Annotated in this window: 19 protein-coding genes; 13 read left to right on the top strand and 6 right to left on the bottom strand. The window is 62.9% G+C overall.

Features of this window, described 5'->3' with window-relative positions:
• The first annotated feature begins 160 nt into the window (after positions 1-160).
• Both JHD59_RS19825 and JHD59_RS19820 read left to right on the top strand, forming a co-directional pair.
• On the top strand, positions 161-433 hold the full coding sequence (locus tag JHD59_RS19825) for a hypothetical protein (RefSeq protein WP_199155514.1): 273 nt from the start codon (positions 161-163) through the stop codon (positions 431-433).
• A 24-nt stretch (positions 434-457) separates the two neighbouring features.
• Positions 458-1,771, top strand: a complete 1,314-nt coding sequence (locus tag JHD59_RS19820; protein ID WP_199155513.1) for an MFS transporter — start codon at positions 458-460, stop codon at positions 1,769-1,771.
• On the opposite strand, the gene JHD59_RS19815 is transcribed toward JHD59_RS19820, so the two are convergent.
• Entirely contained in the window at positions 1,768-2,136 is a 369-nt protein-coding gene (locus tag JHD59_RS19815) for an Mth938-like domain-containing protein (RefSeq protein WP_043623523.1), read from the bottom strand. The genes JHD59_RS19820 and JHD59_RS19815 overlap by 4 nt on opposite strands.
• A gap of 230 nt (positions 2,137-2,366) precedes the next feature.
• On the opposite strand from JHD59_RS19815, the gene JHD59_RS19810 reads away from it, so the two are divergent.
• From JHD59_RS19810 to thrC, 4 genes are all read left to right on the top strand, one after another.
• Positions 2,367-3,599, top strand: coding sequence for a pyridoxal phosphate-dependent aminotransferase (locus tag JHD59_RS19810; RefSeq protein WP_199155512.1), 1,233 nt, complete (start codon positions 2,367-2,369; stop codon positions 3,597-3,599).
• A gap of 113 nt (positions 3,600-3,712) precedes the next feature.
• Positions 3,713-5,023, top strand: a complete 1,311-nt coding sequence (locus JHD59_RS19805) for a homoserine dehydrogenase (protein ID WP_106075936.1) — start codon at positions 3,713-3,715, stop codon at positions 5,021-5,023.
• A complete protein-coding gene (locus JHD59_RS19800; protein WP_071109634.1) occupies positions 5,016-5,351 on the top strand; it encodes a hypothetical protein in 336 nt (111 codons plus the stop codon). The genes JHD59_RS19805 and JHD59_RS19800 overlap by 8 nt, the downstream gene beginning before the upstream one ends.
• Positions 5,348-6,757, top strand: coding sequence for a threonine synthase (gene thrC, locus JHD59_RS19795; RefSeq protein ID WP_199155511.1), 1,410 nt, complete (start codon positions 5,348-5,350; stop codon positions 6,755-6,757). The genes JHD59_RS19800 and thrC overlap by 4 nt, the downstream gene beginning before the upstream one ends.
• A 65-nt stretch (positions 6,758-6,822) precedes the next feature.
• Here the strand turns inward: thrC and JHD59_RS19790 are convergent, their stop codons facing one another.
• Complete coding sequence (locus JHD59_RS19790) at positions 6,823-8,931, bottom strand: autotransporter outer membrane beta-barrel domain-containing protein (RefSeq protein ID WP_199155510.1); 2,109 nt, start codon at positions 8,929-8,931, stop codon at positions 6,823-6,825.
• Between the two features lie 140 nt (positions 8,932-9,071).
• Between JHD59_RS19790 and flgA the strand changes: the two genes are divergently transcribed.
• The 6 genes from flgA to JHD59_RS19760 all read left to right on the top strand — a co-directional run bounded on the left by flgA (position 9,072) and on the right by JHD59_RS19760 (position 13,525).
• Positions 9,072-9,749 carry a flagellar basal body P-ring formation chaperone FlgA gene (flgA, locus tag JHD59_RS19785; protein WP_103318278.1) on the top strand — a complete coding sequence of 226 codons (678 nt, stop codon included), beginning with the start codon at positions 9,072-9,074 and terminating at the stop codon, positions 9,747-9,749.
• Positions 9,750-9,836: 87 nt separating this feature from the next.
• Positions 9,837-10,139 carry a flagellar biosynthesis anti-sigma factor FlgM gene (gene flgM, locus JHD59_RS19780; protein ID WP_103318277.1) on the top strand — a complete coding sequence of 101 codons (303 nt, stop codon included), beginning with the start codon at positions 9,837-9,839 and terminating at the stop codon, positions 10,137-10,139.
• 42 nt (positions 10,140-10,181) lie between these two features.
• Entirely contained in the window at positions 10,182-10,646 is a 465-nt protein-coding gene (locus JHD59_RS19775; RefSeq protein ID WP_199155509.1) for a flagella synthesis protein FlgN, read from the top strand.
• Positions 10,647-10,778: 132 nt separating this feature from the next.
• On the top strand, positions 10,779-11,699 hold the full coding sequence (locus tag JHD59_RS19770; RefSeq protein WP_043623501.1) for a CobD/CbiB family protein: 921 nt from the start codon (positions 10,779-10,781) through the stop codon (positions 11,697-11,699).
• A 120-nt stretch (positions 11,700-11,819) separates the two neighbouring features.
• Entirely contained in the window at positions 11,820-13,145 is a 1,326-nt protein-coding gene (locus JHD59_RS19765) for a DEAD/DEAH box helicase (protein ID WP_103318273.1), read from the top strand.
• Between the two features lie 110 nt (positions 13,146-13,255).
• Positions 13,256-13,525: a hypothetical protein gene (locus JHD59_RS19760; RefSeq protein ID WP_103318271.1), complete on the top strand. Its 270-nt coding sequence runs from the start codon at positions 13,256-13,258 to the stop codon at positions 13,523-13,525.
• 70 nt (positions 13,526-13,595) lie between these two features.
• On the opposite strand, the gene JHD59_RS19755 is transcribed toward JHD59_RS19760, so the two are convergent.
• The 3 genes from JHD59_RS19755 to JHD59_RS19745 form a co-directional block, all read right to left on the bottom strand.
• Positions 13,596-13,847, bottom strand: a complete 252-nt coding sequence (locus JHD59_RS19755; RefSeq protein ID WP_043623490.1) for a hypothetical protein — start codon at positions 13,845-13,847, stop codon at positions 13,596-13,598.
• Positions 13,848-13,932: 85 nt separating this feature from the next.
• Positions 13,933-14,877, bottom strand: coding sequence for a cation diffusion facilitator family transporter (locus JHD59_RS19750; RefSeq protein ID WP_103318268.1), 945 nt, complete (start codon positions 14,875-14,877; stop codon positions 13,933-13,935).
• Between the two features lie 129 nt (positions 14,878-15,006).
• Positions 15,007-15,267: a hypothetical protein gene (locus JHD59_RS19745; RefSeq protein ID WP_199155508.1), complete on the bottom strand. Its 261-nt coding sequence runs from the start codon at positions 15,265-15,267 to the stop codon at positions 15,007-15,009.
• An 83-nt stretch (positions 15,268-15,350) separates the two neighbouring features.
• On the opposite strand from JHD59_RS19745, the gene JHD59_RS19740 reads away from it, so the two are divergent.
• Positions 15,351-16,340, top strand: a complete 990-nt coding sequence (locus JHD59_RS19740) for a serine/threonine protein kinase (protein WP_199155507.1) — start codon at positions 15,351-15,353, stop codon at positions 16,338-16,340.
• 9 nt (positions 16,341-16,349) lie between these two features.
• Here JHD59_RS19740 and JHD59_RS19735 read toward each other — a convergent pair.
• Positions 16,350-16,680 (bottom strand): EAL domain-containing protein (locus tag JHD59_RS19735; RefSeq protein ID WP_199155506.1); only part of this gene is annotated, 331 nt, incomplete at its 5' end.

Genomic DNA, 16,680 nt, shown 5'->3' with positions numbered 1-16,680 from the left:
CCCCCCCCCCCCCCCCCCCCCCCCCCCCCCCCCCCCCCCCCCCCCCCCCCCCCCTTTTTCAAGCAGAAGACGGCATACGCGATAATTGGCGGAGTCTCGTGGGCTCGGAGATGTGTATAAGAGACAGGCCTTGGGCCAGGGGCTTTAAGCCGCCGCTTTTTTGATCGGCGGCTTCCTGGAGCAAGGCTGTTTTGCCGGCACGGGCCGTTGGGGTCGCCTAGGGTTGCAAGGGAACTGGCGGGACAGTTCCCTTGCCCGTTCGCCGGGCGGAACCGGCAAGCGAATCATCGTCCGCGAAGCGGACTCCATTCCTGATTTCGAAATCTTTCATCTGCACCCGCGCTGGCGACGTTTGTTTGCGGCCAGTCTCGTGGATGGTCATGTGCTGCGCCGCAGCTTGACCCATCCCCGACATTCCTCGATGCTGTTTTGACATTCGCATATGGAAGGGGCGGGCATGGAATTGGGCAAGTGGTTGGACGAGCGGCCGTTGGGCGCATTTCAGTATCGGCTGTTGATTCTGTGCGGCTTGTGCATGATTCTGGACGGCTTCGACGTGCAGGCCATGGGTTATGTGGCGCCGGCCCTGCTGGAAGACTGGGGCATCGCCAAGGCGGCGCTGGGGCCGGTGTTCGGCTCCGGCCTGCTGGGGCTGATGCTGGGCGCGCTGCTGTTCGGCGCCGTGGCGGACCGCATCGGCCGCCGCCCGGTGTTGCTGCTGTGCACGCTGCTCTTTTCCGCCGGCATGCTGGCCACGTCCCTGGCCGCCAGCCTGCCGCAGTTGATCGCGCTGCGGCTGATCACCGGCATCGGCTTGGGCGGCATCATGCCCAATGCGATGGCTCTGGCCGGCGAATATAGCCCGGCGCGGCGGCGCGCCAGCCTGATGATGATCATTTCCTGCGGCTTCACCGCCGGCGCGCTGCTGGGGGGCTTGCTGGCCGCCTGGCTGATTCCGGCCCATGGCTGGCGCGCGGTGTTCATCGTTGGCGGCGCCGCGCCGCTGCTCTTGTGGCTGCCTATGCTGCGCGGTCTGCCCGAGTCGGCGAAATTCCTGCTGCTGCACGGTCGGCCGGCGCAGGCCCTGTTCTGGCTGCGGCGGATGGACCCTGCCTTGCCGGCCGATTGTCAGCCGTGGCTGGCGGAACAGCCGGCTTCGCGCAATCCGGTGATCGAACTGTTCCGCCATGGCTTGGCCCGGCGCACGCTGCTGCTGTGGCTGCTCAGTTTTCTGAATCTGATCGTGCTGTATTTCCTGTCCAACTGGATGCCATCGCTGCTGCGGGCGCAAGGGCTGGACATGCGCCATGCCCTGCTGGCGGGCAGCATGCTGCAACTGGGCGGAGTGGTGGGCACGTTGGCCTTCGGTCACTGGATAGACCGTCTGGGCTTCCGCAAGGTGTTGCTGGCCAGCTTTCTGCTGGCGGCATTGGGCTTGTGGACGCTGGGCGGCATCGAAGGCGAGGCCTTGTGGCTGTATGGGCTGCTGTTTTGCGCCGGCTTCTGCGTCATCGGCGTCCAGCCGGCGGTCAATGCGCTGGCGGCCAGCGCCTATCCCACCTGCCTGCGCGCCACCGGCGTAGGCTGGAGCCTCGGCATCGGCCGCATCGGTTCGGTGCTGGGGCCGTGGCTGGGCGGCGTGCTGATCGGGCTGTCGTGGAGCCAGCCGGCGCTGTTCGCCCTGCTCGCGCTATTGGCCTTGGCCGCGGCGGGCGTGGTGTGGGCCTATCACCGAGAGCCCGCGCGGACGCGGGCGGAGGAGGCGGCTTAGATCGCCAGCAGCGCGGCGATCACGCGGCGGTCTTCCGCCAGCAGGATGTTGAAGGTGCGGCAGGCGGCCTGGGTGTCCATGCACTCGATGCCGATGCCGGCCTGGGTCAGCGCGGCGTACAGCTTGGGATGGACGAAGCGTTGGCTCTTGCCGGAACCGAACAGCACCACTTCCGGCTGATAAGCCAGCAAGACCTCGAAATGCTCCGCGGCCAGGCTGGCGAAGTCCGGCGCGGCCCAGCTGACGATCTCGTCGCCGCTGACGATCAGGTTGCCGTCGTGGCGTTGGGCGTTGATCAGCACATGGCCTTCGCCGTAGCCGGTGAACAGGTTTTTGCCCTGTCCCAGCGACTGATGCATTTTCATCGGAATGGCTCCATTGACTCTGGGTTGCGGACGATGCGCGCGCCGCGCGTCGGCGCTGTGCAGTGCGTCAAAGATTGGGATAGGATTATACCCAGACCCGGAGTGGACGCGACCACGCCCTGTATGTGGTTTCCCGCCGGCCAACCAATACGAGAGATCCCATGAAACAGCCACACCGCCAAAGAAACGCCATAGCGTCTGGCGGGCAGCCCGAAACGGAAACCCCCTCCATGCAGCCCGTACATAAATCCAACAAGCTCGCCAACGTCTGCTACGACATTCGTGGCCCGGTGCTCGAGCACGCCAAGAAGATGGAGGATGAGGGCCATCGCATCATCAAGCTGAATATCGGCAACCCGGCGCCGTTTGGTTTTTTCGCGCCGGACGAGATCATCGAAGACGTGATCGTCAACCTGCCGGCCGCCTCCGGCTATTCCGATTCCAAGGGCCTGTTCGCCGCGCGCAAGGCCATCATGCATTACGCGCAGCAGAAGAACCTGCCCAATGTGGCGATGGACGACATCATCATCGGCAACGGCGTGTCCGAACTGATCGTGATGGCCATGCAGGCGCTGCTGGACAACGGCGATGAAGTGCTGGTGCCGGCGCCGGATTATCCGCTGTGGACCGCGGCGGTCAGCCTGGCCGGCGGCAAGGCCGTGCACTACGTCTGCGACGAAGAGCACGGCTGGTTCCCCAGCATCGACGACATCCGCGCCAAGATCACCCCGTCCAGCCGCGCCATCGTCATCATCAACCCCAACAACCCGACCGGCGCAGTCTATCCGCCGGCCTTGCTGCAGCAGATCGTCGATCTGGCGCGCCAGCACCAGCTGATCATCTACGCCGACGAAATCTACGACAAGGTGTTGTACGACGCGGTCAAGCACACTTCCATCGCCTCGCTGGCGCCGGACCTCTTTGTGGTGACGCTGAACGGCCTGTCCAAGAACTACCGCGCCTGCGGCTACCGCGCCGGGTGGTTGGTGCTGTCCGGCGAGAAGACGCATGCCAAGGACTATATCGAGGGCCTGAACATGCTGGCCTCGATGCGGCTGTGCGCCAACGTGCCTTCGCAGTATGCGATCCAGACGGCGCTGGGCGGCTACCAGAGCATAGACGACCTGGTGGCGCCGGGCGGCCGCCTGGCGCGCCAGCGCGATCTGGCGCACAAGCTGTTGACCGAGATCCCGGGCGTCAGCTGCGTCAAGCCGCAGGGCGCCTTGTACTTGTTCCCCAAGCTGGACCCCAAGGTTTATCCGATCGCCGACGACCAGCAGTTCATCCTGGAGCTGTTGCAACAGGAGAAGGTGCTGCTGGTGCAGGGCAGCGGCTTCAACTGGATTGCGCACGATCACTTCCGCGTGGTATTCCTTCCCAACTCGGATGATCTGATCGAGGCCATCGGCCGGATCGCCAGCTTCCTCGAGCGTTACCGCAAGCGCCACGGCAGCGCCGAATAAGCGCATGAAAGCGGGCGGCGGGGGAAACCTCGCCGCCAGGACCGTGCGGACAGGCGCAGCCTGTCCAGACGGCCTTGAGCCGAATAAAAACCAGGGACAGAATGGAGATGTATATGAAACCGATCAATATCGGCCTGATGGGCGTCGGCACCGTCGGCGGCGGCACCGCCACCGTGTTGAAACGCAACGCTGGCGAGATCACCCGCCGCGCCGGCCGCGAAATCCGTCTGATCCAGGCCGCCAACCGCGACGTGGCCAAGGCCCGCGCCGCCTTGGGGCCGGATGTGCAGGTGGTGGACGATGCGCTGCTGGTCGTCAACAACCCGGACGTGGACATCGTGGTTGAATTGATCGGCGGCGACACCATCGCCAAGGAGCTGGTGCTGAAGGCCATCGCCAACGGCAAGCATGTGGTCACCGCCAACAAGAAGCTGCTGGCGTTGCACGGCACGGAAATTTTCGCCCGCGCCCAGGAGAAGGGCGTGATGGTGGCGTTCGAGGCGGCCGTGGCCGGCGGCATTCCCATCATCAAGACCTTGCGCGAAGGCCTGGCCGCCAACCGCATCGAATGGATTGCCGGCATCATCAACGGCACCTCCAACTTCATCCTGACCGAGATGCGCGACAAGGGCGCCAGCTTCGCCGAGGTGCTGGCCGAGGCGCAGCGGCTTGGCTATGCCGAGGCGGACCCTACGTTTGACATCGAAGGCCACGACGCCGGCCACAAGCTGACCATCATGGCGGCGTTGGCCTTCGGCATCCCGATGCAGTTCGATCAGTGCTATCTGGAGGGCATCAGCAAGCTGGATGGGCGCGACATCCGCTACGCCGAGGAGCTCGGCTACCGCGTCAAGCTGCTGGGCCTGACCCGCCGCACCGACAAGGGCGTGGAGCTGCGCGTGCATCCGACGCTGATTCCGGAAAGCCGGCTGATCGCCAACGTCAACGGCGTGATGAACGCGGTGCTGGTCAAGGGCGACGCGCTGGGGCCGACGCTGTATTACGGCGCCGGCGCAGGTGCCCTGCCCACCGCGTCGGCGGTGGTGGCCGACATTGTCGATGTCACCCGTTTGCTGACTTCGGACCCGGAGCATCGCGTGCCGCATCTGGCCTTCCAGCCGGACCAGTTGCAGGACTTGCCGATTCTGCCGATTGCGGACGTCACCAGTTCCTATTACCTGCGCATCGGCGCCGTGGATCGCGCCGGCGTGCTGGCCAATATCACCCGTCTGCTGGCCGAGAACGGCATTTCGATCGAGGCGCTGATCCAGAAGGGATCGGTCAGCGACGGCACCGCCGAAGTGGTGATCCTGACCCACCGCGTGCAGGAAAAAGCGATCAATCGGGCCATAGCCAGCATCGAAGCGCTGGACAGCGTGGCTGGCAAGGTGGTGCGTCTGAGGATGGAAGAGTTGAATGACTAAGTCTTTGCAAGCCGGCTTGTACGCCGCGCTGTTTACCGGCGTCGCCGCGGCGACGCCGCTGAGCCCCGGTCAGCATCAGTTGCTGCAGGGTTTCCTGATGCGCGGTTGCCTGAAGCGCACGCCGGCTTCCGATGGCGTCGGCCAGCCCGGCAACGAGCAGGTGCAGCGTTATTGCCAGTGCGCCAGCGAGAAACTGGCCAATACCTTCACCGCGGAAGAGGTGATGGGCGTGCTCACCGGCCAGATCAAGAAAGACGATCCGCGCGGCAAACAGCGCCTGAAGGAGGCGTCCGCCGCCTGCGGCCAATATCTGGAAACACAGCAATGAAATATGTCAGTACCCGCGGCGGCATGGCGCCGCTGCCGTTTTGCGAAACCGTGCTGATGGGCCTGGCGCCGGACGGCGGCCTGCTGCTGCCGGAGCGCTACCCGCAGATTGACCGCGCCACGCTGGAGGCCTGGCGCGGCTTGAGCTATGCCGAGCTGGCGTTTGAAATCATCCGCCTGTTCGCCGACGACATCCCTGCGCAAGACCTGAAGGGCATCGTCGAGCGCGCTTACCGCGCGGAAACCTTCGGCAGCGAGGCCATCACGCCGATCAAGCGCCTGCATGACGGCCTGGTCATCCTGGAGCTATCCAACGGCCCCACGCTGGCTTTCAAGGACATGGCCATGCAGTTCCTCGGCCAGCTGTTCGAGTATGTGCTAGACAAGCGCGGCGAGACGCTGAACATCCTGGGCGCCACCTCCGGCGACACCGGCTCCGCCGCTGAGTACGCCATGCGCGGCAAGCGCGGCATCCATGTGTTCATGCTGAGCCCGGACGGCAAGATGAGCGCTTTCCAGCGCGCGCAGATGTACAGCCTGCAGGATGAAAACATCCATAACATCGCCATCCAGGGCATGTTCGACGACTGCCAGGACATCGTGAAGGCGGTGCAGAACGACCATGCCTTCAAGGCGCGCCACAAGATCGGCACCGTCAACTCGATCAACTGGGCGCGCGTGGTGGCCCAGGTGGTGTACTACTTCCACGGCTACTTCCGCGCGACGGACAGCAACGATCAGCCAGTCAGCTTCTGCGTGCCGTCCGGCAACTTCGGCAATGTCTGCGCCGGCCACGTGGCGCGGCAGATGGGCTTGCCGATAGACCGCCTGATCGTCGCCACCAACGAAAACGACGTGTTGGACGAGTTCTTCCGCACCGGCCGCTACGCGCCGCGCGGCAGCGAGCGCACCTATGTCACCTCCAGCCCGTCCATGGACATCTCCAAGGCCTCCAACTTCGAGCGCTTCGTGTTCGACCTGATGGGCCGCGACGGCGAGACGGTGAAGCGCTTGTGGGCCGAGGTGGATGCGGGCGGCGGCTTCCAGCTGGATGCGGACGCCATGCGCCGCGTGCGTGAGCAGTTTGGTTTCGTCTCCGGCAAGAGCGCGCACGCCGACCGCCTCGCCACCATCCGCCAAGTCGACGCCGAGGACGGCGTAGTGGTGGACACCCACACTGCCGACGGTATCAAGGTGGCGCGTGAGCTGCGTCGTCCCGGCGAAACCATCGTTTGCTTGGAAACCGCGCTGCCGGCCAAGTTCGCCGAAACCATACGCGAGGCGCTGGATCGCGACCCGCCGCGGCCGGCTGGTTTCGAGCAGCTGGAATCCTTGCCGCAGCGCGTGGTGACGCTGCCGGCGGATGCCGGCCAGGTCAAGGCCTTGATCGAGAAGACCTTGGCCTAAGCCGCCGCGATGGCATAAAAAACAGGCTCCGCATGCGGAGCCTGTTTTGTTTTTTGCGTGAAGGATCAGAACGAGACGGCCACGCCGATGTTGCCGCCAGTCTGGTTGCCGCCGTTCTTGCCGCTGGTGGCGGTGAGTTGGCCAAAGGCGGTGACCTTCTTGTTGAAGTTGGCGCTGACGCCCGCCGTCCATTCCATCCAGTTGTTGTCGGGCTTGCCGATGCTGGTGGTCCAGTCGCCGATGGTGGTCACGAGGCCGGAGGTGACGGAGCGGTCATCCTGCTTGAACTCGTGTGCATAGCTGACTTTGCCGTAAGGACTGAACTTGCCGATCGTGGCATCCAACTGCCAGCCAACGCGGCCGACCAGCGAACTGAGGCTCTGATTGCCGAAGGTCATGCTGCTGCTGTTATTGCCCTGTTCGGAGAAGCCTGCCACCTTGGCGTGAGCAAAGTCCAGACCCGCCACCGGACCAGTGGTGAAGCTGCCGTATTGCAGGCGATAGCCGCCGTTGATGCGCATGCCGAACTGGTCTTGGTGGGTGGTGGCGCTATTGCTGACCGTGGTCGGCCCCAGCGTGGTGACGCGGTTGGTGTCCACGTCGCCGGAACCGATGTGCACGTCGCCATCCACCCAGAATTTGTCCTGGTTGTAGCTGATCAGGCCGGCCATCAGCGTGCTGCGGTCGTTCAGCGTGCCAGGGGTGCCGGAGGTGGTGACGTCAGCCTTACCCATTTGATGGGACATGGAGAGGCCCAGGGTCAAGCTCGGGGTGGCCTGGAAGTCTACGCCTATCGTATACAGCTGGCCCTTGGGTTCGGCTGTCAGGTTGTTGAAGCCGATCTTGTCCTGATTGAACGCGCCGTCTACGAAGGCGCTGACGGTGCCCACTGCGCGCGCTTGCGAGCGGATGGCCTGGTAGCGGGCATCGAGCGCGCTGCCCAGTTGGCGGGCGTTGTTCAATGCCGAGTCTGGCATGGCGGCGGCGAAGTATGGCGATTGCAACAGGCCGTAGACGTAGTCGCCGATGATTTGATGCGCGGCAGGGGTCGGGTGCAGTCCATCTGTAAATACATAGCTCTGAGCATAAGCCGATTGCGAGCAGGTGATTGCGTCCGAGGCACAGATAGAACCAAGTGTATTGGTAAAGCCATATTTGCTTGGATTCGCGCTGATTTCCGTCATCAGTTGGGCAATATTGGCACGAACAATCCCGTGCTGCAGCCCATTGCTAACCAAGGCGTTATCCATCAGGCTGTTATAGCCGGAAGTCAATTGCTGCAAGGCCGACAGGACGGTGTTATAGCTCGACGTCAGCGTGGTCACGGAGTCGGGAGCGCCCATCGCAGTATTGGCTGCAGCCAGCGCTTGTGCGATTACCGCAGACTGGTTTGCCTGAGTCGCGCTGGAGCTGCTTACCGCTTGCCATGCTGCGCCTACTGCTTGATTGACGTAATTCGTCAAATTGGTGCCGCTGAGACCCACGCCCTGACCGACTTTGGTGGCAACTTGTTGTACTGTCTGATAAAGCGCGGCAGGAGTCGATGCCAAACTCGGTACATTCGGAACAATGATGGTTTTCGCGCCAGCGCTTTGTAAGGCGCCAATCAATTGTCCGGTCGTACCAGCGGATGTCGCTAACAATTTGGTTGCAGTAGCCGTAGTAGAGTCTGAACTCAGCGTACCGGCAGCTGCGGATATGTCATTGCCGCCAATCCAGACCGAATACACGGCATTGGGATCAGCTTTCCCGCCAGTAGAGGCCAGGTAGTTTTGCACTTGGACTGGTAATTCCAGAATCGCGGTACTGCCATCAGGGCCATATTGCTCTACAGATCCGTTGGCGCCGGTGGTGCCGGGAAACTGGGTAATCGATTGGTAGGTTTGAGCGACGGCTCCGCCCTGGGCATAGTTGTTGCCGGTGCTGCTGGTGTTTTTAGCATTGCTCGGATTATTGGCGACAGAGCTCAGTCCATAGTGGCCGGAGAGGACCGAGGTCCAGTTGGGTTGGTTCTGATAGGTCCAATGAGCGCCTACAGGGAGGCCGCCCAGACCCCCGAACGCACCTATGTCGGATAGGCTATCCCCAAAGAAGTAGATATTGCTGTAAGCATTGGCAGCGGTGGGCAGGGCCATTGCGGTGGCCAGGGCGAGAGCGGTCAAGCGGATGCGCATCAGGGTCTCCTCGTGAAAACGAGCATGCAAATGTTTTATTTGGTTTAAGAGTCTAAACTCTATTCAAACGATTATTCGAATGTTGCAGCCACTTGTCAATGACATCCCATGTCATGGGGCGCTTGCGCTAAAATGCAGCCATGCGAAGACTTTTTTTGTGCGGTTGCTGCCTGCTGCTGGCCCTGTCGGCCCGAGCCGACGGCATCCAGAATCTGGGCGTGTTGGAAAAGCTGGCCGAGCAGTTTTTGAAACGCGAGCTGGGCTTGCGCGAGGCCAGTTGGAAGCTGGGGCAACTGGATCGCAGGCTGGCTGTGCCGGCCTGTGCCAAACCGAAGGCGGAATGGGCCAATCCGGCAGTCACCACTGGCGCGACAGCGGTTTTGCTCTCGTGTCCCGATTTAGGCTGGACCTTGCGCCTGCCGGTGATGATCAATGAAAAGCGATTGGGCGTGGCGCTGAACCGGGCCGTGGCCCCAGGCGAGCAGCTGACGGCGGATGATGTCAGAATGGTCGAGATCAGCAATCCGGCGCTAGCCAGCAATGTGCTGACCGATGCCAGCCAGGCTGTGGGGCAGGTGATGCGCTCAGGCGCGCCGTCTGGCGCCTGGCTGCGCAACTTCATGGTGCGGGCGCCCTATCTGGTGCGGGTGAACCAGCAGGTCAAGGTGTCGGCGGAAGGCGAAGGCTTCGCCGCGGAGGCGGAGGGCATGGCGATGGGCAACGCCGCTTTGGGCGAGCAGGTCAATGTCCGGCTGAGCACGGGAAGGGTTGTGCGCGGCATGGTGCGGCAGGATGGCAGCGTTGCTGTGGTTTTTTAGCAGATATCGTCTAGAAAAAGAGTTCAAGAGATTGTTTTTTCGGTCGATAATAGAGTCAGTTGAGTATAGCTTCTGGAAGGCCAGGCCATGAAAATCGACAATTCGGGCAAGCTGTCGGGTACCTACAGCACCCAGAGCAAGACCACTCCCCGGGCGCCGTCCAGTTCCAGCACCAGCGACAGCAGCGCGAGCAGCGACAGTGTGAAGATCAATTCGGTGGCCAGCCGCTTGAGCGCCATCGGCAATGATCCCAGCGCGCAGCAGCCGTCTTTCGACGCCGCCAAAGTGGAGTCAATCAAGTCCGCCATCGCCAACGGCAGCTTCAGCATCAATGCCGACAAGATTGCCGACGGTCTGATCTCCTCGGCTCAGGAACTGCTGCACGGCTGAGCGGCGAACCGGGCGGATCGCCGGTAGCGATGAGGCGACAAGATGTCTGTCATAGATGAATTCACAGAGTTGTGCCGGGCTGAGATAGCACTCATGTCCCGGCTGCTTGCGTTGTTGGAGCAGGAGCAATCCTTGCTGGTCCATAGGCTGGAGCACCAATTGGATGCGCTGGCCGACGAAAAGAGCGAAGTGCTGGACGAACTGGCGCAGCAGTCCGCCTTGCGCGGCAAACTGCTGGCGGAGCAGGGCGTGCAGGATAAGGATACCTTGTATATCTGGCTGGCCGACAAGCCAGCCGCCTGCGAAGCCTGGGTGCAATTGGAAGACGTGGTTGGCCGCGCGCAGGGCGTCAACCAGCTTAACGCCGGCTTCGTATCCGAACGTTTGCAGGAAGTTGAGGGCGCCTTGACCGCATTGCGCGCGGCGGCCGCCTCCACGCTGGGTTACGACCGCGACGGCAATCGTCCCGATGTGGTGACCGGCCGCCGCTTATTGGGATCGGCTTGAGCCGCCGGTCTGTCAGCTTGGCGCCGCAAGGCGCCTTTTCTTTGCCCGCTGTCCGAATCATCGCGGCTGGGCGCAGTCGCCCCCTTTGTGGTATCTTCCCCAGCGGTCCCGTGAAAATCACATCCAGAACCCATGACCCTGATTTCCTTGATTCTCGCCCTGGCCTTGGAACAGTTGCGGCCGCTCGGCAACCGCAACCGGGTGTGGCTGTTGTTCACCCGTTACGCCAACCATCTCGAGCGCAACTTGAATGCCGGTGCCGAACGCCACGGCGTGCTGGCTTGGCTGGCCGCCATCGTGCCCGCCATAGCGCTGAGCCTGTTGGTGTTCTATTCGCTGAAGGCGGTCAGCCCCTTGCTGGCGCTGGCCTTCAACGTGCTGATCCTGTATCTGACCATGGGCTTCCGCCATTTTTCCAGCGCGTTTTCCGAAATTTCGCTGGCCCTGGCGGAGGGACGGGACCTGGATGCGCGCGTAGCGCTGGCCAACTGGACCGGGCAACCCACTGCCGAGTTGTCGGTGGAGGAGATCTCCCGTCTGGCGATAGAGCAAGGTGTGGTGGACAGCTACCGCCACGTGTTCGGAACCATGTTCTGGTTCGTGTTGCTGCCTGGCCCATCCGGCGCCTTGCTGTACCGCTTGTGTTCTATGCTGAATCAGAAGTGGGGCATCCGCGGCGCGACAGATGACTTGTTTGGCCTGTTTGCCGCCAGAGCGGCGGCTTGGCTGGATTGGCTGCCGGTGCGCTTGACGGCGGCGGCTTTCGCCGTGATGGGCGATTTCGAGGATGCCGTGTACTGCTGGCGCTCCCAGGCCAGAACCTGGGGCAACTACGCCAATGGGATTCTGCTGGCCTCCGCCGCCGGCGCGCTGGGCGTCCGCTTGGGCGATCCGCTGCGCCAGGATTATTCGGTGAAATATCGTCCGGAGCTGGGTTTGGGCGACGAAGCCGATCCCAGCTACCTGAGAAGCGCGGTGGGTTTGGTATGGCGATCCGCCTTGTTGTGGCTGGCGGTTGTGCTGTTGATCAGCGTGGCCAGCCATATGGGCTGACGGTGTGTTGCCACTCTCAGGAGTGGCAATTGCTTTATCCGCCGCCGGTCGATTGATGAACATCGGGGCGCGTTGGCGCAATGGCGCAACGTGCCCCTCCGTATTGCAGGAGTGTGTTAAATGTTGTTTTCGGAACTGGGCTTGTCGCCTGAGATCCTGCGAGCGATCGAGGAGCAGGGCTATAGCCAGCCGACGCCGATCCAGGAAAAGGCCATCCCGCTGGTGTTGTCTGGCCGCGACCTGCTGGCTGCGGCGCAAACCGGCACCGGCAAGACTGCCGCCTTCATGCTGCCCATCCTGGAGCGGCTGAAGAAGTTTGCCAATACCAGCGTATCGCCGGCCATGCACCCGGTGCGCGCCCTGGTGATTTCCCCGACCCGGGAACTGGCCGACCAGATCGGCGAGAACGTCAAGAGCTACACCAAATACCTGCCGCTGCGCGCCACCACCGTCTACGGCGGCGTCAATATGGACCCGCAGACGCAGGAATTGCGCCGCGGCGTGGAAATCCTGATCGCCACGCCGGGCCGTCTGCTGGATCACATCCAGCAGAAGTCGATTCAGCTGAACAAGGTGGAAGTGTTGGTGCTGGACGAGGCCGACCGCATGCTGGACATGGGCTTCATCCAGGATATCCGCAAGATCATGGGCATGCTGCCCAAGGACAGGCAGACGCTGCTGTTCTCCGCCACCTTTGCCCCGGAAATCCGTCGGCTGTCGGCGGATTTCATGCATTCGCCGCAAACGGTGGAAGTGGCCCGTCAGAACGCCACCAACGACCAAGTCGAGCAGCTGGTGTTCCAGGTGGACAACTTCAAGAAGCGCCAGCTGCTGGCCCACTTGATCCGTTCGCGCGAGATGAGCCAGGTGATCGTGTTCTGCAAGACCAAGATCAGCGCCGACCAGTTGGCGCGCGATCTGAAGCGCGACGGCCTGGATGCCGAGGCGATTCACGGCGACAAGACGCAGGGCGCGCGGCTGGAGACGCTGGCCGGATTCAAGGACGGCAATCTGCGCGTGCTGGTGGCCACCGACGTGGCCGCGCGCGGCCTGGATATTTCCGAGCTGCCGTATGTGGTGAACTTTGAGCTGCCGAACTCGCCCGAGGACTATGTGCATCGGATCGGCCGTACCGGCCGGGCCGGAGCCAAGGGCGTGGCGATTTCGCTGATGTCCCCGGAAGAAACCAAGCAGCACGAGGCGATCGAGCGCCTGACCAAACAGACGCTGCCGCCGCAGAACGTGGATGGCTTCTGGCCGTCCTGGTTGCCGCGGCCGAAACCGGCGCAGCGCGAACCGGCGATGTCGTCGATGCCGGTGCTGGCGGCCGTCAAGGGCGAAGGCCTGAAGCAGCCGCGCCCGCCTGGCCGCCGCAGCCGCAAAGGCAAGCGCGAGATTCCGGCGTTGCTGTTGCCTCCACGCTACAAAGTGGAGCTGATTCGCTGATTTTGACGCAACCCCGCTTTGGCGGGGTTTGTTTTTTCAACGATCCCGCGCGGGCGGAGGTATGCTTCAAACATGTCAGGACATCAGATCCTGCGAAGGGGAGAATGCGTATGAAGAAAAGTCTGGTTTATGTATTGAGCGCTGGCGGCGTCATGCTGGGCGCTGGCGCGGCCGCGCAGGCGGAGCCGTTGCAGATGGCGATGGAGCCGACGCTGAGCAGCCATGGCAGCGCTTTGCTGACGAAAAAGAGCCGGGATGGCGCGGCCGACTTTGAGCGGCTTTCCCAGCTGCGCGGGCTGGTGCATAACAGCTCGATTCATTGCAGCAATCCGGGCTGCCCGCTTTGCAATCCGCAGGGACAGTTGCCGAAAGCGCTATGAATTGTTGAGCCGGGAATGAAAGCGCAAGGGCCGTTTGTCGCGAGACGACCGGCCCTTTTGCCTTGCGCCGTCAGGCGGCGTCGTCAGGCCGGGGCGGCAGCGCGGCGATGTCGCGCACCGGGGTGCCGGCATCGCGCTTGGCGTCGGTATGGCGGAACTGGTCGCGGACCTCCTGCACCAGCAGGAAAGGCGTGTCCGGCGGCAAATGCTCGCTCCAGGTACTGATGGCGGGTTCCTCCGCGGCCGGCGCAAGCGGCGCGTGGCCTACGGCATAAGTCTCGAACTGCCACAGCACGGTCAGCGCCGTCAGGATCTGCAGCAATCTGCGTTGTGAATATCGGAGTTGTGGCGTCATGTTAGCAATAGACGGGCTGGCGCCGCAAAAGTTGCAGCCGGCTACTATACCATCAACTGGCGATGGTTATGCTATTTGATTGATAGTGCTCGGCTGGGTCGATGTGGGTCATCACGTCCAGCACCGGATGGCTGCGCATGACGCGCTGCTGGGCTTCTTCGGTGATGGCGTGGGCCTGGAACACATTGATGCTGCCGTCGACTTCCAGATGCACGTCCACCAGGATCAGATCGCCCATCTTGCGCGTGCGCAGGTCGTGCACGCCGATGATGCCTGGGGTGTCCAGCAAGGTGGCGCGAATGGCCGCGACATCGTCTTCGCTGGCGGCGCGGTCCATCAGATCATGCAGCGCGTCCCAGGCGAAGCTCCAACCCATCTTGCCCACCAGCAGCCCCACCACCAGCGCGGCCACCGGGTCCAGTATCGGATAGCCCAGCAGGTTGCCGGCGACGCCGGCCGCCACCACCAGCGATGACGCGGCGTCGGAGCGCGCGTGCCAGGCATTGGCCACCAGCATGCTGGAGCGCACCCGCTGCGCAGCCGCCAGCATGTAGCGGAACAGGCTTTCCTTGGCGATCAGCGCCAGCGCGGCGATCCACAAGGCCAGCGCATGCACCGACGGAATGTCTTCGGGATGGATGAACTTGTTCGCGGCGGAATACAGCATGCCGCCGCCCACGGCCAGCAGCAGCAGGCCCAGCACCAAAGACGCGGCGTTCTCATAGCGCTGATGGCCGTATTGATGATCGTGGTCCGGGCCCTTGCCGCTGTGCTTGCCGGCGAACAGCACGACAAAATCGGCGAACAGGTCGGACAGCGAATGGATGCCGTCGGCGATCAGGGCGGAAGAGTGCGCCCAGGCGCCGACGATGATCTGTACCGTGGACAGGACGATATTGACCACCACGCTGACCAGCGTGCTGGTGCGCGCGGCCTGCTGGCGTTCGGCGCTGTCCGGTTCCTTGCGCGTGTCGATGTGGTGGTGGCTGTGGCTCATCTCGGTTGTCCGTGCGAGGGAAGGCGCTATTTTCTCATTGTTTTTGCTATCGGTCATTAAATTTCGATTGCAAAAGTAAATGATAATGAAAACGAGAATGAGCTGCATAGACCTTGTCGGTCACATGGCTTACCAGTGCGTGGAAAGCAGGTACAGCAAGTAGACCAGGCCTAGCAACACCATGCTGCCGCTGAGCCAGCAGGCGAGGCCGAGCAAGACCTCGCGCGCGGGCGGGCGGTGCTCGCGCCAGCGCAACCAGGCTTGGCGACGAGCTTGGCTGTCCAATAACAGCAGCCAGCCTTGCAGCGTGATATCGGCCCAGCGCTCGGTGCCTTGTTGCCATTGCTCGCCGTCGAAATGCAGATGGGGGTGAGGAAGATGCAGCTTCATCGTTTGCCTCCGCGCGCCGATACCACACTTTAGGCTTAGCAGATCAGCGGCCGCTTTGTGGCGCGCACCGCTATAATCGAGCGATGGAAAACACACTGCTTCCCCCGTTCGCCGCCTTGACGCCGGACGCCATTCTCGATGCGGTCGAGAGCCTGGGCCTGAGGGCCAGCGGCAGCCTGCTGGCGCTGAACAGCTATGAAAACCGCGTCTATCAGATCGGCATCGATGACGCGCCGCCGCTGATCGCCAAGTTCTACCGACCACAGCGCTGGAGCGACGCGGCCATCCTGGAGGAGCACGCATTCAGCCTGGCGCTGGCCGAGCGCGAGATTCCGGCGGTGCCGCCGCTGTTGTTGCAGGGCCAGACCTTGCATCATCACGGCGGTTTCCGCTTCGCCTTGTTCGAGCGCCGCGGCGGCCGGGTGCCGGAGCTGGACCGGGCCGACACGCTGCAATGGATTGGCCGTTTCCTCGGCCGCATCCACGCCTTGGGCCGGACCGAGGCTTATCAGCATCGTCCGGTCCTGGATTTGCAAAGCTTTGGTCGCGAGCCGGCCGCCTTCATCTTGGCCGGCGACTGGCTGCCGCCGGAGCTGGCGCCGGTATATCGCGGCGTGGCGGAGCAGGCGCTGGACGGCGTGGCGCGATGTTTCGAGCGCGCCGGTCCTGTCACCGCTTTGCGGCTGCATGGCGACTGCCATGTCGGTAATCTGTTGTGGACCGACGCCGGTCCGCACTTCGTCGATTTCGACGACAGCCGCAGCGGGCCGGCGGTACAGGATTTGTGGATGCTTTTGTCGGGCGAGCGAGAGGAGCAGTCGCGCCAATTGGCCGAAGTCTTGGCCGGCTACGAAGACTTCTGCGACTTCGATTTGCGCGAGCTGAACCTGGTGGAAGCCCTGCGCACGCTGCGGCTGATCCACTACAGCGCCTGGCTGGCGCGGCGCTGGCATGATCCGGCGTTTCCGGCTGCCTTCCCGTGGTTTGGCAGTCCGCGCTATTGGGAGGAGCAGATTCTGGGGCTGCGCGAGCAGATCGCGCTGATGGACGAGCCGCCGCTGTGGTCCAACTGACGCGCTGAATTAGTTTTCCTGGCTGGGTTCGGGCTTGCGCTGCATGCGGTTCTTGACCCAGCTTTCAAACTGATCGGCCGCTAGCGGCTTGGCGAAATAATAGCCTTGTCCCATCACGCAGCCGCGCTCGCCGACGAAGCTCAGGTCCTTGGGCGTTTCAATGCCTTCGGCCACCGTGGTCAGCTGCAGCCGGCGCGCCAGTTCCAGTATGCTGTTGAACACCGCCTCCAGGTGCGGCTTGTTGGAGATCGACGTCACCAGCGACTGGTCGATTTTCAGCTCGGTGAACGGGAAGCGCATCAGTTGCTGGAAGGTGGCGAAGCCGGTGCCGAAGTCGTCG

This window comes from Chromobacterium sp. ASV23, from assembly GCF_016428945.1.
Classification (GTDB): domain Bacteria; phylum Pseudomonadota; class Gammaproteobacteria; order Burkholderiales; family Chromobacteriaceae; genus Chromobacterium; species Chromobacterium sinusclupearum.
Note: the sequence above shows the minus strand (reverse complement) of the source record. Positions and strands in the feature narration are given on the sequence as shown.

What these genes read in the sequence shown, in the direction of transcription:
- thrC (WP_199155511.1), top strand. Translation starts at nt 5,348, where the DNA reads ATGAAATATGTCAGTACCCGCGGCGGCATGGCGCCGCTGCCGTTTTGC.
- JHD59_RS19820 (WP_199155513.1), top strand. Translation starts at nt 458, where the DNA reads ATGGAATTGGGCAAGTGGTTGGACGAGCGGCCGTTGGGCGCATTTCAG.
- JHD59_RS19760 (WP_103318271.1), top strand. Translation starts at nt 13,256, where the DNA reads ATGAAGAAAAGTCTGGTTTATGTATTGAGCGCTGGCGGCGTCATGCTG.
- flgM (WP_103318277.1), top strand. Translation starts at nt 9,837, where the DNA reads ATGAAAATCGACAATTCGGGCAAGCTGTCGGGTACCTACAGCACCCAG.
- JHD59_RS19805 (WP_106075936.1), top strand. Translation starts at nt 3,713, where the DNA reads ATGAAACCGATCAATATCGGCCTGATGGGCGTCGGCACCGTCGGCGGC.
- JHD59_RS19745 (WP_199155508.1), bottom strand. Translation starts at nt 15,267, where the DNA reads ATGAAGCTGCATCTTCCTCACCCCCATCTGCATTTCGACGGCGAGCAA.
- JHD59_RS19750 (WP_103318268.1), bottom strand. Translation starts at nt 14,877, where the DNA reads ATGAGCCACAGCCACCACCACATCGACACGCGCAAGGAACCGGACAGC.
- JHD59_RS19815 (WP_043623523.1), bottom strand. Translation starts at nt 2,136, where the DNA reads ATGAAAATGCATCAGTCGCTGGGACAGGGCAAAAACCTGTTCACCGGC.
- JHD59_RS19775 (WP_199155509.1), top strand. Translation starts at nt 10,182, where the DNA reads ATGTCTGTCATAGATGAATTCACAGAGTTGTGCCGGGCTGAGATAGCA.
- JHD59_RS19790 (WP_199155510.1), bottom strand. Translation starts at nt 8,931, where the DNA reads ATGCGCATCCGCTTGACCGCTCTCGCCCTGGCCACCGCAATGGCCCTG.
- JHD59_RS19800 (WP_071109634.1), top strand. Translation starts at nt 5,016, where the DNA reads ATGACTAAGTCTTTGCAAGCCGGCTTGTACGCCGCGCTGTTTACCGGC.
- JHD59_RS19770 (WP_043623501.1), top strand. Translation starts at nt 10,779, where the DNA reads ATGACCCTGATTTCCTTGATTCTCGCCCTGGCCTTGGAACAGTTGCGG.
- JHD59_RS19740 (WP_199155507.1), top strand. Translation starts at nt 15,351, where the DNA reads ATGGAAAACACACTGCTTCCCCCGTTCGCCGCCTTGACGCCGGACGCC.
- JHD59_RS19765 (WP_103318273.1), top strand. Translation starts at nt 11,820, where the DNA reads ATGTTGTTTTCGGAACTGGGCTTGTCGCCTGAGATCCTGCGAGCGATC.
- flgA (WP_103318278.1), top strand. Translation starts at nt 9,072, where the DNA reads ATGCGAAGACTTTTTTTGTGCGGTTGCTGCCTGCTGCTGGCCCTGTCG.
- JHD59_RS19810 (WP_199155512.1), top strand. Translation starts at nt 2,367, where the DNA reads ATGCAGCCCGTACATAAATCCAACAAGCTCGCCAACGTCTGCTACGAC.